We start from the raw sequence: 15,675 nt of genomic DNA on the forward strand, positions 1-15,675 counted from the left end.
GGAACATCAAACTTACTTTTCATAAGTTTAGCTCCCCTGATTTAACTGAAACATTAAAATACCAGCCGAAACGGCAACATTCAGTGATTCAGCATTACCCCGCATTGGGATATACAAATTGGTAGTCGTTTGGTTTAATAATTCCTCAGCCATTCCTTGGCCTTCATTTCCCATTACTAATGCAAAATCTTTGCCTGGCTGAACATGGCGAAAGTTTTTGGCCAGTGGATTTAACTGGGTCCCGTATACTGGATGCTGATCATCTTGGAAATCGTTAATCCACCGTTTTAAATCGGCTACCACTAACTGAAGATGAAATTGGCTTCCTTGCATGGAACGAACCACCTTGGGATTGAAAAAATCAGCAGTCCGCTTGCTGGCAACAACCCCAGCAAAGCCTGCAGCATCAGCTGTTCTGACCATGGTTCCGACATTTCCTGGATCCTGTACCCGGTCTAATAGCAACCATGCCCCTGTCTTAGGATTAGTAACCTGATTTACATCCGGCATTTCTACCACAGCAACAATTCCTTGCGGGGTATTGGTTTCTGTGATGTGCTTAATAATCTCCGGTGTCACTTCATACACATTTTCAAATCGTGCTACAATGTCTTCGTGTTGGGATAACTCTTCTGCACTCCCAATCAATGCAATCAACCGTTGATTACTGTGACTAGCCTCTTGAACAAGATGCCAACCATCTAATAAGTATTGGCCGAATTTTTTGCGTCCCTTTCTGGTTTGCAACTTGCGCCAATCTTTAACGTGTTGATTATGAACAGACGTTATTTGTTCTCTCATTTAGTTTCACCTCATTTTAGTAACGCAATTATAACATTAATCAAGCGGAGGCGTTTTACAATGATTAATTATCATTTAATAGTTAGCGGTCAGGTGCAAGGCGTTGGTTTCCGCTGGAGTACCTATCAATTGGCAAAGGAACTTGGACTCGTCGGTTTTGTCAAAAATCAAATTGACGGCACGGTCTATATCATCGTTCAGGGGCCACATGAGATAGTGCGTAAATTTATCAAACAAGTTCAAACCGGGGTGAATCAATACGCCCACGTGACAAACGTCCAAATTAAGCCAGGAAACTTAATCGATACCCAAACGTTTTCGATTAAGGAATCATGGTAAACTGACTGGAATTCCCCCCGTTTTTACGGTAAGATACCTTCTGTATAATTTTAAAATAAAGGATTGAGTTTATTGAAAAAACAACGACGCTGGTTATTAGCGGGAAGCCTGCTTAGTGCATTGCTCGTACTTTCCGGTTGTGTACGAACGACCAAAAGTGGTAAACCATACGGGATGGTCTATGAATACCTTGCTAAACCAATGCAGCACTTAATGGAATGGTTAGCAAGTTTGATGGGAAATAATTATGGCTGGGCAATTATCGTCATCGTAATTGTCGTTCGTCTAATCCTGCTGCCAGTAATGATGAGTCAAATGAAGAAGTCGACATTGATGCAGGAAAAAATGTCAATGATTCAACCACAATTACGAGAAATTCAACGGCAACAAAAAGCGGCCAAGACACCTGAAGAGCAAGCTGCTGCTACTCAAGCCATGATGGCGCTGTACCGTGACAACAATATTAGTATGACTGGTGGAATTGGCTGCCTCCCCTTACTTATTCAACTACCGGTTTTTGCAGCATTATACGCCGCCATTCGTTACTCTCCTGATCTTTATCATGCGACCTTCCTTGGTATTCCTCTGGGGAAGCCAAGTATTATGTTGGCGATCTTATCTTTTGTGGCTTACCTTTTCCAAGGGTGGCTTTCAATGATTGGAATGCCTAAAAATCAGCAGGCCCAAATGCGGATGATGATGTTAATGAGTCCAGTAATGATTTTCTTCATTTCAATGACTTCATCAGCTGGTTTAGGATTGTATTTCTTTATTGGTGGTTTATTTGCCATCCTGCAAACTTGGTTAATCAATGCCTACCGACCGCACTTGAAGAAACAAATTGCTCAAGAGGTTAAAAATCGGCCAGCGCCAAAGCCGGTTGTGCATCCCCAACCAATGACCAATACCAAAGCTGATCATCAAGACACCATTCAACAATTACAAAATAAAACAGTGACTAAGCCTAAACGACGGAACGCTGGTAAACAACAGCACCATCATAATTCATAATTCACGGTACTGTGTCTTACAATCCAATATGTAAATTGACTCCAGTGTCCACTAACATGCCGCTTGAGAGTCACTTATCTCAGGACGTGACGCCGAAGTTATCAATAGCTTCTATCACGTCTTTTTTATAAAGGAGTTTCCACATGATTAAACCAATCATTCATGATCAAAACATTTTAACCAAGGTCAGTACCCCAGCCCAGCTTAGTGATGTCAAGATCGCTCAAGATTTGCTAGATACCCTGCAAGCTCATCAGGAAAGTTGTGTTGGGCTCGCTGCCAATATGATTGGCATTCACAAACGAATCATAGCAATCACGATTGGCCCAGCCCGAGTTGCAATGTTGAATCCAGAAATCATTAATCATCAACAACCATATCAAACTGAAGAAGGTTGCTTAAGCCTAAATGGGCAACGAGCGACAACTCGTTATCAAACCATTACAGTTCAATTTATGGATATCCAAGGACATCGTCAGCAAATAACGTTAAACGGTTTTCCCGCACAAATTGCTCAACATGAAATTGACCACTGCAATGGCATTTTAATTTAACTTTCACTAACAAGCATAAAGGGGGGCGTCAATAGACGCTCCCTTTATGCTTAATTATTGTCATCATGCTTCACAATTGGTAGTGTAATCCGAAAAATGGAACCAGCACCCAACTGGCTTTCCAAAGTAATTGTCCCATGGTAACCCTTGATTAGCCGCTGGGCAATGGACAATCCTAAACCATTACCACCTTTCTTACGACTGCGAGCTTTATCCACTCGATAAAAGCGATCAAATACCTTATCGACCTCTTCTGGCGCGATTCCTTCACCAAAATCTTGAACAGCAATTTCGACCGAACTATAATTACGCGACAACGATAAATGAATTTCCTTCCGCTCTGCAGAATACTTCACAGCATTGTCACACAAGATAATTAAAATCTGTTCCAGATGATCCCGATAAATATTCACTTCCACATCTTGGCGTAAGTCATCATCGAGAGTAAATTGAAAATCTGGATGAATCATCTTGAAATTATTATAAACTTGTTCAACAACCTCTTCGACCTTGGTCGTGGCATCACGAAACTTAATCTCAACTTGCTCTGCTCTAGATAGATCTAGCATTTCTTGAACGAGATTATTCATCCGGCTTGTTTCTGCCAGTGCTGCCTTAATTGAATCTGCCAAAACCTTAGGATCATCCTTGCCCCACCGTTCTAGCATTTCCATATGTCCTTGAATGATTGCTACTGGGGTCCGTAATTCATGAGAAACGTCGCCGACAAATTGGGACTGCTGGTCAATATAACGCTGCGTCCGATCAAGCATTTCGTTCAATAAGTGGCTTAATTCCCCCAGTTCATCGTTCCGCTTGGTTTCGGGAGTCCGAACATCTTTGGTCAGATCTTTCGTCACCACTGCAAGAGTTTTCCCAATATCCGTTAAGGGACGTAATAGGATATATGAAAGTCCATAACCTAGTAAGCCACTAAAAATCACCACTAAACATAATGCCAAAACGACAATTAATAACATCCGATGATAGTGCTGATAATAATTAACTAACGGATTTTCAATTTGTAAATACCCAATAATTTGATGAGTCTGTTTATCATAAATTGGCGAACGACCAACAATCATTTTATGACCATGCCATTTTTTTAGCGTGACTCGTTGATGCGCAGCACGTTGGAATTTTTGTATAACATCACCAGTTTGAAATAATGGCTTGCCGTTTAAATTAAAAACTGTCACATTTTGGTGAGCATCACTCAATCCTTGAAGCACAGGCCGGTGATAGATTTTATCTTCACTAGTCTCCTGTTGCGAATCAAGTACCTTTTTCTGTAAAGTATCACTTACTATCTGACGAGTTAATTCTCGTTGATTAGCATTTTCGCCTAATTGCTGACTAATTGTCGTTAAACTTTGTCTAAGCGCTGTCCGCTCCTGATTCAATAGATCACTCGTAAACGCACTAAAGATAGTTAGAACGACGATTAAACTAATCACCAGCGAGCCAATGGCCGTCCCAAACGCCCACTTTAGTTTTAAAGAAAAAAACTTGCGCGGCTTTTGTTCATGATCATCCATAAGCTGCCTCCCGTTTTACGAACGGATTACATAGCCAGTCCCCCGAACGGTCTGAATGTAACTCTTCTCTCCCGGGCGATCGATTTTATTCCGCAAATACCGAATATAGACATCAACAACATTGGTTTCCACCTTGGCATCATATCCCCATACTTTACTGAGTAACTCCTGGCGCGACATGACCACATTGATGTTTTCCATTAGAATGAGTAATAATTCATATTCACGTTTAGTTAAGTTAATCACTTCATCACCGCGACGGACCACCCGATTTTCTTTTTCAATGGTTAAATCTTGATACTTAACCGTCGTTTGATGGTTATTATTATTTCCATCTTCAATACTAATCCGCCGTAGTAATGCACGGACCCGTGCTAACAACTCTTCAATCGCAAATGGTTTCACGATATAGTCATCAGCACCATGGTCTAACCCCGATACTCGATCAATAACCGAATCACGTGCTGTCATGATAATAATCGGCGTATTCTTTTCTTCGCGAACCCGGCGGGCTACTTCAATACCGTTAAGCTCTGGCAACATCAGATCCAATAAAATTACATCAAAATCTTCATTTAAAGCCGCTTCCAACCCAGCTCGACCATCAAGTTCAACATCTGTTTCATAACCTTCATGTTTCAGTTCCAAATTAACAAAGTTGGCAAGGTTTTCTTCATCTTCAATGATTAAAATCCGACTCATTTTTTCACCTTCACAATTTTTTCTAAATCAATATTAAGTTTATCATAGTTCTCTAATTAACGGTCCCAAAATTACAAAATAAAAAAGGCTTTCCCAGGTCCGGCGCCTAGAGGAAAGCCTTTAATTAAAGTTGGTCGCTTAGTTGTTCTTAGCAACAACTTCCTTACCATTGTAGTAACCACAGTTTGGGCAAACCATGTGTGACTTACGAAGTTCACCACAGTTTGGACAAGGTGCTAAACCAGGAACAGTCAACTTAATGTGTCCCCGACGGTTACGCTTACGAGTCTTTGATGTCTTTCGTGTTGGTACAGCCATGTTTGACACCTCCTTATAAAAATTTTATCCACTTGGTTTTTAACCGTCCGCTAATCATCTGTGTCCTGATCAGGAAATAAATTTTTTAACTTAGCGAAACGTGGATCAACATGGTTAGTTTCCTGATGATCATCAGTAACCTCTTCAGTTACTGACCAGCCCTTTCCTGAAGGTAACTGATCCTTGGATTGTTCATCAGGGGTTAACACCCGCGTCGGAATCTGCTCAAAGATATTTTCTAATAACGACTCGTCAAAATCAATTGTCTGATGATCATGTGGTAACAAGAAAACGACCTCTTGATCATCATACCGTGACAAATGACTTTCCTCTGCCGTGTATGTCTCTGAATAGTCAAAATCTAACGGCAACTTGACAGGTGTTAATGAACGGGTGGAAGGCACGGTAATCTGTCCTTGAACGTGAGCAGTGACTGTGGCATCGCCATCGTCATAGCTAACGTAACCTTCAACATCCATTGCTTGCGCATCCAAAACTTCATTCGGGAAACGCTTCATTAATGATGCTTTCAGATCAAAAGTACTTTTGAAATGAAGTGGTTCTTCTGAATAGCGATGTAATTCGTTTAGTGACCATTTCATAGTACTAACCTCCTAATGCAACGTGCCCAATTATACGCTGACCACTAATGAATGTCAACGACTTTTACTTGACACTTCTAACCGCAATGGTGAGTGTTTCAAGTCCTGCTCAACTGACGTAAAGTTTTGATACAATTTTCCCGCCCGGTAATCTAAATCAAGCCGGCCGCCATTTAGAGTTTGGTCAACTTTCACAATTAATGGATATTCTAATTGTTTTTTGACGTCGTGTAAATATTGGCGTCCGCGCGACGTAAACCCCAACACGTGATGATATGGATTCTGAATGGCAGTATTGACTTGACCGTCAGTAGCTTGTAGAACAACGTATAGTAACAGACGGCTTAAATGGGCGTATGTATAGCGTTTTGTCTTGGCTTCCTTAATAAACTCTGTAAAAGTGAGGTGGTGTTGAGCAGCTCGTTTTAAACGATTTTCCAGTCCTTCTGACATCTGATAAATATTCGCTAATCGTGAGCTAGGTGCCTGGATTAATTCGTTTCTCAATATCGGATATAGGGATTCCCACGAAGGGACCCTTGACTGAGTTTGCAGCTGCTGAAAGGTTTTGTTTGGAACCGTCTTTTTCAATCGATCCCATTGTCGTTCCTGAACTGCATGCCGAATGGCACTAGCACTGGCAATCTTTCCAGTGATGGTTCGATCATGATACTGACTGTTTCGACGGGCGAGCGGAATCAAATTAATGTCCAGATCATTTTTGAGTTTAGCTTTGGTATAACTAAACGCCAAAATATCATTCGGCTCAATTAATGAAATTCCTAACTGTTCATGTAACTGACTGTTAAATTGCGTTGCGTAGGTTTGGTCAAACTGTTTAAATTGTTCAGTAGAAAAGCGGTCCTCCATCGCTACCATCCGTTCAAAATCCCATTGCGGATGTTCGGCACCAAACACAACTGAGTCAACTTGGAGATCAGCCAAAAGGCGGAGCGCTCCTGCCGCAAAACGATCGGCAGGTTCAGCTGCAGTGACTAGTGGCAATTCAACCACTAAATCGACCCCATTGACCAATGCTGCTTCAGCACGTTGCCATTTATCAACAATGGTCGGTTCGCCTCGCTGGGTAAAATTACCACTCATTACCGCAATTACAACATCCGCTCCGGTCAATTTACGCGCTTGTTGCAGGTGATAACAATGACCATTGTGAAAAGGATTGTATTCAACAACTAACCCAACTGCTTTCATCTTATTCACCCTTCTGACACTTGAAAAACCAACGAGTTGTTTGTGCATTGAGCTTTCCATGACCAAAGTCACTGGATACTTCAACCTTTTTAAAGCCCGTCTGCTGAAGTGCCTTGACAATTTGCTGACGCGGGTATGAACGTTCAAAATGGGTTTCAGCAAGTCGCTGGTAATTACCATTACGTAGTCGATTGAAAAATGATAATTCATGAATCACACCGTGTTCAACATCATCATTTTGATAACTTGACCACAAAAAATAGCGGTGCTGGTCTTCAGATTGATAGTTATACATAAATCCCGGATACACGACATCCGTTTGGTATGGTGTAATCATATCAAACAAAAAGATCCCACCATCAACTAAATGTTGCTGAACCTGTTGAAAAACTTGCTCTACTTCTGTTAAATCACGCAGATAGCATAACGAGTCAGCAAAACAAGTAATGGTGTTAAACGAGCCTAGTGCCGTTAAATCCAGCATATTAGCCTGCACTAATTGCAGTTTAATATTCGCTGCCAATGCATGGTTGGAAGCAAGAGCAAGCATTTCATCGGATAAATCAGCATCTGTAACTTGATAACCTGCTTGAGCTAACAAAACACCCAACCGACCAGCGCCACCGGCTAAATCAAGTAGCTGCCCTCCCGTTGAAGTATTCTCTTGAACGTATTGAGCCCATTTTGAATATAATTGTTCATCAAACAACTCGTCATAGTATTGGGCAAAAGATCCGTAAATCATTTAGTCATTAACCCATTCACTAACGTTCACCAATGGTGCGTCAGACCAAAGTTTTTCTAGATTATAAAAATGCCGCGTTTCTTCTCGGAAAACGTGAACAACAACATCTCCTAAATCAACTAGAACCCATTGAGCAGCATTTTTTCCTTCTACACTGCCAATCTCCAATTTGTTACTATGTGCCATCTCAACAATTGCATTAACAATGGCTTGGACCTGACGATCAGAGCCACCAGTCATAATAACAAAGTAATCGGCCATTGGGCTAATCTGGTCCACTTGTAGTGCCACAATATCTTCAGCACGCCGACCGTCAGCGGCCTTCACAACTTTTTCCAATAATTCCTTACTATTCATTAATTAATTTCCTTTCTATATTTTGGTACCCATGCATTATAAGTATCAATCGTTTTGGGGTAAACGGGCTGTCCAGCGGCAATCAAGTAGTTTAACGTATGTTTAGTTTGATAGGCAACTCCAGCCCCCAAATCTGTTTTCGTTATTCGTCGTGCTTCTTCGACCCCCGGAAAATCACGGCCCGGTTCAATATAATCGGCCATATAAATAATCTGGGCTAACTTGGTCATATACTGACCCCCAGTGGTGTGTTGACGGATTGCGTTAAGGATATCTTCATCATGAACGCCAAGCTCATCCTTAACCAATTCAGCACCAACGACTCCATGCCAAATCGCGTTACCATACTGGAGTAATTCCGGGGACATTTTGCGTTGATGGATTAACTTGATAAAGTCCTCATCTGGGCGTTGTTTTGCATAGTCATGACAGAGCCCAGCAATACTGGCCTTTTCGACATCAACATTATATAACTGGGCCAGCTCGATCGCTGTTTGTTCGACCCTGCAAACATGTTCAAAGCGCCCCTTTGAAAGTGCCTGTTGTAACCGTTCAACCAATTCTTTCCTAGATAATGGTAATAAATTTTCCTGATATGTAATTTGCCTAGTCAATGTATAACTGATGCTCCTTAATATACTGCTCAACCTTTTCTGGAACCATATATTTAATCGAACGACCATCATGAATTCGTTGTCGAATATCACTTGACGAAAAATCTATTTCAGGTACATCCACCCAAATTACTGGATAGTCGCTCTTGTTAGTTGCTCCTGGCCGACGAACGCCGACAAAATTCACAATTTTTAATAGATCCCGAATTCGGTACCACTTTGGTAAATAGTCAACCATATCACCGCCAATAATAAAGTAGTAATCCACTTCTGGATGCTGTTGCTTTAATTCACAAATGGTATCGTAAGTGTAGCTCACACCGCCACGTTGAATTTCAGCTAATTCAATCCCCAAAAACGGGTTCCCTTGAATCGCTAATTGAAGCATCTTGACGCGTAACTTTGCCGCAATAGCATCCTTTTTATCAACATGTGGTGGGATCATATCTGGCATCATCAATACTTTATCTAATCCCAAAGCCTTCCCCACCTGGTCCGCAACCAGAAGGTGCGCATTATGCACGGGATTAAATGTGCCTCCATAGAGGCCAATTCGTTTACGTCGCTTAAAACCCACGCGTTGATACTTAACCTTTGGTACCGTTTGAACCGCCGCTCGCAAAACTACCGCCCCTTAAATCTTCTTCACTTTTAACGAAACATTGCGAAATTCTGGTTGATCAGATTCCTTAAATAAGACTAGAACGCGGCCAATGACCTGAACAACATCAATATCACTGTGACTTTCGATATAATCACGAACTTCATCAGTTGTAACATCAGCATTTTGCAAAATATTAACCTTAATTAACTCACGACGATTCAGTGCACCATCCAGCTGTGCTAGCCATTCTGGAGTTAACCCATTTTTACCAACACTAAAGATTGCTTGAAAATGGTTAGCCTGTGCACGAAGGTATCGTTTTTGTTTTCCTCTTAATTTCAATTGTTTACTCCTTATTATTAAATCATCGCTCGCCGAGTCAGAACACGAACCCCTTGAGGAGCCCATCCCGCGACCGCAATTCCAGCTGGAACCGTAATCCAACCCAGGCCTTCATAAACCAAATCGGTCTTTTCGTCAGTAGAAAATTCAAAACGTTCTAATGATGGAATTTGGCCTTTAGTGGTCTTGGTCGGTGGAGTTAGTAAATCGCCCAGATGTTTTTCATAGAACGTATCGGCATTACTAAATTTGGTCCGGTGAAGTTGCAAATTATTATCAAAGTATGCTACCACACCGACCTTAGGACCCTTTAAATAATCAAAACGTGCAATGCCACCCATAAAAATGGTCTGGCCATCAGATAATTGATAGGTACGAGGCTTAATTTCTTTCTGTGGTGCCACTAATTTTAAGTCTTGAGCCGGTAAAACATGCGCCATCTGATGTTGATGAATAATCCCCGGTGTATCAATTAGCTCTTGTCCATCATCAAGTGGAATTTCAATTTTATCTAAAGTGGTTCCTGGAAAACGCGAAGTTGTAATCAAGTCTTTGACGCCCGTTCGTTGTTTAATAATTTGGTTGATCAGGGTCGATTTACCAACATTGGTGACCCCCACCACATAAACGTCACGATGTTGTCGATATTTCTCAATCGTATTTAATAGTTCCTCAATCTGGTGGTTCTTTTTAGCCGATACCAAAAGAGTATCGATGGGCCGAATACCTGCAACATTGGCTTGCTGCCTGATCCAATCGCGCAACTTTGTTCGGCGTAAAGAATGCGGTAGTAAATCCTCCTTATTACCGACTAAGAGCACCGGATTGTTACCTACAAAGCGATGGAGACCTGGAATGAGACTCCCATTAAAATCAAAAATGTCCACAACATACACAATCAGTGCATTAGCTTCACGAATATGGTTCAGTAATTGTAGAAAATCATCATCCGTTAATGAAACTGGGGCGATTTCATTATAATGACGAAGACGAAAGCACCGCTGACAATATAATTCATTGTTTACTAATCCCTTTTTTACGGCCGCCGCAGGAGTATACCCGGGCTCATTTGGGTCCTCAGACTGAATAATCGCTCCACAGCCGATACACCGTAATTCTTCATTAGTTTTACTTTGTTCAGTCATCCAAATCCTCCTGCCATCTTAATTCTGGATATCTTTTAAGCAGATCTTTCATCACAAATTTTTCAAAGAAACGGTTAATCTGGGTGTCCCATTTATCAGTGTTAATTAACGGTTGTACCAAAATTGACCGTACTCCAGCAATATTTGCGGACAGCATGTCTGTCATCAATTGATCGCCAACCATGACCACCTCATTTTGGGAAAGCCCAAGGCGTTTCCGTGCTGTTGTGATCCCAAAGCTCAGCGGTTTTAAAGAACGCGAAACAAACGGTAAATCAAGTTGTTTAACCGCCTTCGCAACACGGTGTGCACTATTGTTAGAAACAACGATTAACGGAATCCCCGCCTGTCGTAATTCACTCATCCATTTCCGTAGCTCGGGAGTACCGTTTGGATTATTCCAAGCAATCAGCGTATTATCAAGGTCCGATAACACCGCCTTAATCCCGTGTTGTTTTAATTGATCAGGTGAAATATTATAAACTGTTTTTACCATCCACGTTGGTTTGAATTTTGCTATCAATGTCTTACCTCATGTTTCATTAATCAATCTAATTATAACGATTGAACAGGGGTGGTTCAATTAATAAAAAAAGATTAGGGTCACTTCGCTGGGTTCCCCTAATCTCAATAAATTGATGAACTAGTTCAAAGCCTTCTTAGCTTCGTCAACAACCGCCTTAAAACCTTCTGGGTCGTTAACGGCTAAGTCAGCTAACATCTTACGGTTGATGTCAATGTTAGCAAGCTTCAAGCCGTGCATTAACTTGCTGTAACTAATGTCGTTCATTCGAGCACCAGCATTGATCCGTGCAATCCATAATTCACGGAACTTACGCTTGTTCACCTTCCGGTCACGGAAAGCGTAAGTGTAACTCTTCATCACTTGATCCTTAGCAGTCTTAAAGAGACGATGCTTTGAACCAGTATAACCCTTAGCTAACTTCATGATGCGCTTACGACGAGCGCGTGTAACTGTTCCACCTTTAACTCGCATAGTGGTAACCTCCTAGTTTGATTTGTATTGTTAAATTAATTAGCAGTATGCATTACTTCGAAGGAAGCATCTTCTTGAAACGCTTTACGTTAGTCTTGTCTAACATGCTCAGACCACGTAATTGACGACGTTGCTTCTTGGTCTTACCGTGGAAACGGTGACTAGTAAATGAGTTACCACTCTTGAAACCGCCTTTAGCAGTCCGCTTAAAACGCTTTGCAGCAGCGCGATTAGTCTTCATCTTTGGCATAACTATTTCCTACCTTCTCTTTATTTTTTTTGCCTTATCAGTAATTGGGGCAAGTGTTAAAAACATGCTCCGTCCTTCCATCTTTGGTCGTTGAACAACGGTGGCAATGTCCTTAGTCTCATCTGCCATCTTTTCAATCATGTCACGACCGATATCCTTATGCGTGATCGCCCGACCACGGAAACGTAATGAAACTCGTACTTTATCACCCTTGGCAATAAACTTACGAACCCGGTTTAACTTAACGTTAAAATCGTTGGTATCAATCGTTGGGCTCAAACGAATTTCTTTTACCGCCTGAGTCTTTTGATTCTTACGGGCTTCACGTTCCTTCTTTTGCATCTCAAAACGATACTTACCGTAATCCATAATTCGTGCAACCGCTGGACGAGCCTTTGGTGCAACAAGAACCAAATCTAAATCAGCGTCTTCTGCTAATTGTAAAGCTTCACGCTTGGATTTGATTCCTAATTGATTTCCATCTTGATCAATCAAGCGAACTTCTCTGGCACGGATACCGTTATTGACATTCATTCCTTGAGCTATGGCAATACACCTCCAATTTTGATAACGAAAGAACAAGCAAAAAAAGCGAGGTGCAAACCACCCCGCTTGAAAATACTAAATCACATCCGTAATCTAGATTCATTCAACTCGTCAGCCCGGCGACTCTAGTCACCAAGGCGAGAAGCGGGCGCTTCTGCTTTTCTTTCAACAAATAATAGATTAATCAATTTGCTTGACTTTGTCAAGACTAAATCTCATTTTAGCCCTTTGTCCGAAGATTTGGTCCCACCATCCGAACCTCACGGGACAAAAAGCGGATTCGTTCCATGATCCGTTGCGCCTTCAACGGTTCACTATTTCCATTATTATCTTGTGCAAGATGGTCGGTTAACTCATCCATGGAAAAGTTCGAACTAAAGAAGGTGGGCAATTCTTCTTGCATCCGATATTCCAGAATCACACCTAAAACTTCATCCCGTAACCACGGTGACAATGCATCTGCCCCAATATCATCAAGCATTAAAATAGGTGCCTGTTTCACTTCATCACGCTCTTGCTCAGTGGTGTGACGAGCAATCGAGCCCTTCATATTCACCGCAAAGGTTGGAAAATGAATTAACATACTATTAACTCCCTGATCTGCCAGTTCATTTGCAATGGCCCCAAGTAAATAGGTCTTCCCCACCCCAAAGCTACCAGAAAGGTAGATCCCTGGAACAAAGTTACCCTTCGAGTAACCGTTAACGAATTTTACAGCTGCATTCAGCGCCGCAGCTCGGCCTTCATTATTAGTGTAATAATCATCGAGGGTCGCATGTTCAATAAATTTTGGCATATACCGCTTGCTGACTCGTCGCTGCTTTGCCTGAAGCGCTTGTTGCTTTAATAGTTGTGCAGTTGGAACATAAGTTACGTCAATTTGCCCAGCTGACATCACAAGCCGTGGAGTATATCCGGGAGCAACACTCGGTGCGCCATTTTGAGCGAGATGTTTTTCATGAACATATTCATATAGTTTTGATCGTCCCCGTTGGATATCTTCATCAGTTAGCCGATCTCGATTCGTATTTAAAAATGCTTTAACATCTTGATCAGCAAACACTTCAGAAAAAATCTGCTCAGTGGTTTTTTCACTATTTTGATTCTTTAATAGCTTACGTAGTGGTTCCATTAATGGTCACCCCCATTTCCTTGATGACGCTTTTGACGGTTCTTTCTTAACTCAGCCAGTAATCGTTTTGACTCGGCCAATTGTTCAGGAGACGCTGACCTGGTTTTCGGTTGGTAGCCCTTCTTTGCCCACTCAGGTAATTTTTCTTTAACTGATCCTTTTCGTCCATTACTATGGAACGAACGTCCAGCCCTTTGCCGTTGTAGTCGAGCGGCTTGATGCCGTTTAATTTCATTAAAAGCATCCACCGAATTTTGCACTCCAGCACGTCCCCAGTTATTTGCAATCGCATCTGCTAGATTAGCTTTAACCGTTGCCAAACCTTGTTCACCAATAATATACCATAGCAATAAATTGATCGCACCATCGGATAACCCACTTTGTTGGACGAGCCGTTCCACTGTGTACCGTTCTGCCGAACTGACGTAACCATTTGTCTGGTGTTTCAGTTGTGCTAAAAACTCCATTGGCGCTTGGCTTTCACATTGCCGAATTAGTTCCTGCACATTCTCTGGTAAACTGGTCATTGCTAGTTCATTGACTGGTTTGTCACTCGGGCGACTTTCTTGTTGAGCCGAAGTAGAAACATGACTAGCATTGCGCGCCCGTTTCTTAAATTCCTCAACACTGAACTGATTATCAACCACATCAATCGATTGCTCAATCAGACGAGCAATAGCTAACTCATCATATCCATATGTCCGGTGTTCAACTAAAATTAGTTTTTGGTATTGATTAACTATTTCGGGATCAGCCCCAGCTCCCGATAACTGTTGTGCAACAAAATGTAAATCGAACCCGTCTGTAGGAACCTGATTAGTGGCCACCCGATGACTAGTGGCGTCTTTAATTTGTTTTTGTGTGCGTTTAAGTGCGACATCATCTGCCAGATAGTCCCGATCTGGATGAAACACTGTAAAGAAGGAATGGCTGACATTTGTTAATCCATCGACATCTAAATAATAACTCAATGCCGCAGTCCCTAACTGCTCAAAACGCTCCGGGCCCACCATTTCTAATAACTGAACACTTAGTAATTCATCTTTCATGAACGCAGCTGGGGTTAACGTGGGATGCAATTCAAAGACGGCTACCGCCCCTAATTCGTCATTTCTGGTAAACGTCTTGATTAACCCAACGGCTTCCAATTGTGAAAGTGCTTCTGTAATCGCCCGAATACCCACGTTTAATTGGGATAATAATTTGGTAATTGGTTGGCGATCAGAAATCATTGGGCGTTCCTTCAGTTGATACTGCAATGCTGAAAAAAGCCCCAAAGCATTGGGACTCATTAACGGTAAATAATAATCAACAAAAGTTTGTTCATTATTATTAGCAAAATCGGGGGCGGCACTAACAACATAGCCGGTTTTAGGGGTTAACTGAAAGTTAGTCATTATGATCACTTCGTTTGTTGTTACCAATCATGGTTTGTAATTCACTCATAAAGGCATCCACATCCTTAAATTGCCGATAAACACTTGCAAAACGAATATATGAAACTTCATCTACCGCTTTTAATTCGGTCATTACATACTTACCAATCAGCTGACTTGAAACCTCGGTCTCACCCAAACGACGGACTTGACTTTCAACTTTGTCCGCAATCTTTGTAAGTTGTTCCATGCTGACTGGCCGCTTTTCGGCTGAACGCACCAAACCATTTAAAATTTTTTGACGATTAAATTCCTGTCTGGTCCCGTCCTTTTTAACAACTAACAGTGGGGTTTCTTCATATCGTTCAAAAGTAGTGAACCGAAAACCACAATTAGCACATTCACGCCGCCGGCGAATACAAGTACCATCTTCGCTCGGGCGACTATCAATTACTCTGGAGCCATTTTTATGGCAGTGTGGACATATCAA

At 41.7% G+C, this 15,675-nt stretch carries 22 protein-coding genes and 1 other annotated feature; of the genes, 3 read left to right on the forward strand and 19 right to left on the reverse strand.

The features are described from left to right. Positions 1-27: 27 nt before the first annotated feature. Positions 28-801: a TrmH family RNA methyltransferase gene (locus HMPREF0501_RS02775; protein ID WP_006916326.1), complete on the reverse strand. Its 774-nt coding sequence runs from the start codon at positions 799-801 to the stop codon at positions 28-30. 60 nt (positions 802-861) lie between these two features. Between HMPREF0501_RS02775 and HMPREF0501_RS02780 the strand changes: the two genes are divergently transcribed. The 3 genes from HMPREF0501_RS02780 to HMPREF0501_RS02790 all read left to right on the forward strand — a co-directional run bounded on the left by HMPREF0501_RS02780 (position 862) and on the right by HMPREF0501_RS02790 (position 2,705). After that, positions 862-1,140, forward strand: coding sequence for an acylphosphatase (locus tag HMPREF0501_RS02780; protein ID WP_006916327.1), 279 nt, complete (start codon positions 862-864; stop codon positions 1,138-1,140). Between the two features lie 72 nt (positions 1,141-1,212). Further along, positions 1,213-2,151, forward strand: coding sequence for a membrane protein insertase YidC (gene yidC / locus HMPREF0501_RS02785; RefSeq protein WP_040455681.1), 939 nt, complete (start codon positions 1,213-1,215; stop codon positions 2,149-2,151). Between the two features lie 143 nt (positions 2,152-2,294). Next, positions 2,295-2,705 carry a peptide deformylase gene (locus tag HMPREF0501_RS02790; RefSeq protein ID WP_006916329.1) on the forward strand — a complete coding sequence of 137 codons (411 nt, stop codon included), beginning with the start codon at positions 2,295-2,297 and terminating at the stop codon, positions 2,703-2,705. Positions 2,706-2,755: 50 nt separating this feature from the next. On the opposite strand, the gene HMPREF0501_RS02795 is transcribed toward HMPREF0501_RS02790, so the two are convergent. The 18 genes from HMPREF0501_RS02795 to nrdR all read right to left on the reverse strand — a co-directional run bounded on the left by HMPREF0501_RS02795 (position 2,756) and on the right by nrdR (position 15,675). Then, positions 2,756-4,243 (reverse strand): HAMP domain-containing histidine kinase, encoded by a 1,488-nt coding sequence (locus HMPREF0501_RS02795; RefSeq protein WP_006916330.1) that lies wholly within the window; start codon positions 4,241-4,243, stop codon positions 2,756-2,758. Between the two features lie 15 nt (positions 4,244-4,258). Further along, positions 4,259-4,945 carry a response regulator transcription factor gene (locus HMPREF0501_RS02800; protein WP_006916331.1) on the reverse strand — a complete coding sequence of 229 codons (687 nt, stop codon included), beginning with the start codon at positions 4,943-4,945 and terminating at the stop codon, positions 4,259-4,261. Between the two features lie 138 nt (positions 4,946-5,083). Then, positions 5,084-5,263 carry a 50S ribosomal protein L32 gene (gene rpmF / locus HMPREF0501_RS02805; RefSeq protein WP_006916332.1) on the reverse strand — a complete coding sequence of 60 codons (180 nt, stop codon included), beginning with the start codon at positions 5,261-5,263 and terminating at the stop codon, positions 5,084-5,086. Between the two features lie 50 nt (positions 5,264-5,313). Continuing rightward, a complete protein-coding gene (locus HMPREF0501_RS02810) occupies positions 5,314-5,865 on the reverse strand; it encodes a DUF177 domain-containing protein (protein WP_006916333.1) in 552 nt (183 codons plus the stop codon). Positions 5,866-5,919: 54 nt separating this feature from the next. Further along, the gene (locus HMPREF0501_RS02815) at positions 5,920-7,077 is read right to left on the reverse strand and encodes a nucleotidyltransferase (RefSeq protein WP_006916334.1); all 1,158 of its coding nucleotides are present in this window, start codon (positions 7,075-7,077) and stop codon (positions 5,920-5,922) included. A gap of 1 nt (position 7,078) precedes the next feature. After that, positions 7,079-7,822 carry a class I SAM-dependent DNA methyltransferase gene (locus HMPREF0501_RS02820; protein ID WP_006916335.1) on the reverse strand — a complete coding sequence of 248 codons (744 nt, stop codon included), beginning with the start codon at positions 7,820-7,822 and terminating at the stop codon, positions 7,079-7,081. Then, positions 7,823-8,179 carry a ribosome silencing factor gene (rsfS, locus tag HMPREF0501_RS02825; RefSeq protein WP_006916336.1) on the reverse strand — a complete coding sequence of 119 codons (357 nt, stop codon included), beginning with the start codon at positions 8,177-8,179 and terminating at the stop codon, positions 7,823-7,825. Next, complete coding sequence (yqeK, locus tag HMPREF0501_RS02830) at positions 8,179-8,793, reverse strand: bis(5'-nucleosyl)-tetraphosphatase (symmetrical) YqeK (RefSeq protein ID WP_006916337.1); 615 nt, start codon at positions 8,791-8,793, stop codon at positions 8,179-8,181. The genes rsfS and yqeK overlap by 1 nt, the downstream gene beginning before the upstream one ends. Beyond that, a complete protein-coding gene (locus HMPREF0501_RS02835; RefSeq protein WP_006916338.1) occupies positions 8,786-9,415 on the reverse strand; it encodes a nicotinate-nucleotide adenylyltransferase in 630 nt (209 codons plus the stop codon). The genes yqeK and HMPREF0501_RS02835 overlap by 8 nt, the downstream gene beginning before the upstream one ends. 12 nt (positions 9,416-9,427) lie before the next feature. Continuing rightward, positions 9,428-9,739, reverse strand: coding sequence for a ribosome assembly RNA-binding protein YhbY (gene yhbY, locus HMPREF0501_RS02840; RefSeq protein ID WP_006916339.1), 312 nt, complete (start codon positions 9,737-9,739; stop codon positions 9,428-9,430). 17 nt (positions 9,740-9,756) lie between these two features. After that, positions 9,757-10,884 carry a ribosome biogenesis GTPase YqeH gene (yqeH, locus tag HMPREF0501_RS02845; RefSeq protein ID WP_006916340.1) on the reverse strand — a complete coding sequence of 376 codons (1,128 nt, stop codon included), beginning with the start codon at positions 10,882-10,884 and terminating at the stop codon, positions 9,757-9,759. Next, on the reverse strand, positions 10,877-11,407 hold the full coding sequence (locus HMPREF0501_RS02850; RefSeq protein ID WP_006916341.1) for a YqeG family HAD IIIA-type phosphatase: 531 nt from the start codon (positions 11,405-11,407) through the stop codon (positions 10,877-10,879). Before HMPREF0501_RS02850 ends, yqeH begins: the two co-directional genes overlap by 8 nt. A gap of 120 nt (positions 11,408-11,527) precedes the next feature. Then, entirely contained in the window at positions 11,528-11,881 is a 354-nt protein-coding gene (gene rplT, locus HMPREF0501_RS02855) for a 50S ribosomal protein L20 (RefSeq protein ID WP_006916342.1), read from the reverse strand. Positions 11,882-11,933: 52 nt separating this feature from the next. Continuing rightward, entirely contained in the window at positions 11,934-12,131 is a 198-nt protein-coding gene (gene rpmI / locus HMPREF0501_RS02860; protein ID WP_006916343.1) for a 50S ribosomal protein L35, read from the reverse strand. Positions 12,132-12,140: 9 nt separating this feature from the next. After that, complete coding sequence (infC, locus tag HMPREF0501_RS02865) at positions 12,141-12,665, reverse strand: translation initiation factor IF-3 (RefSeq protein WP_006916344.1); 525 nt, start codon at positions 12,663-12,665, stop codon at positions 12,141-12,143. 43 nt (positions 12,666-12,708) lie between these two features. Continuing rightward, positions 12,709-12,843: a sequence feature (ribosomal protein L20 leader region), on the reverse strand. 54 nt (positions 12,844-12,897) lie between these two features. Further along, on the reverse strand, positions 12,898-13,809 hold the full coding sequence (gene dnaI / locus HMPREF0501_RS02870; protein ID WP_006916345.1) for a primosomal protein DnaI: 912 nt from the start codon (positions 13,807-13,809) through the stop codon (positions 12,898-12,900). Continuing rightward, positions 13,809-15,206, reverse strand: a complete 1,398-nt coding sequence (locus tag HMPREF0501_RS02875) for a DnaD domain protein (RefSeq protein WP_006916346.1) — start codon at positions 15,204-15,206, stop codon at positions 13,809-13,811. The genes dnaI and HMPREF0501_RS02875 overlap by 1 nt, the downstream gene beginning before the upstream one ends. Further along, positions 15,199-15,675: a transcriptional regulator NrdR gene (nrdR, locus tag HMPREF0501_RS02880; RefSeq protein WP_006916347.1), complete on the reverse strand. Its 477-nt coding sequence runs from the start codon at positions 15,673-15,675 to the stop codon at positions 15,199-15,201. Before nrdR ends, HMPREF0501_RS02875 begins: the two co-directional genes overlap by 8 nt.

The organism is Limosilactobacillus coleohominis 101-4-CHN (genome assembly GCF_000161935.1).
Classification (GTDB): domain Bacteria; phylum Bacillota; class Bacilli; order Lactobacillales; family Lactobacillaceae; genus Limosilactobacillus; species Limosilactobacillus coleohominis_A.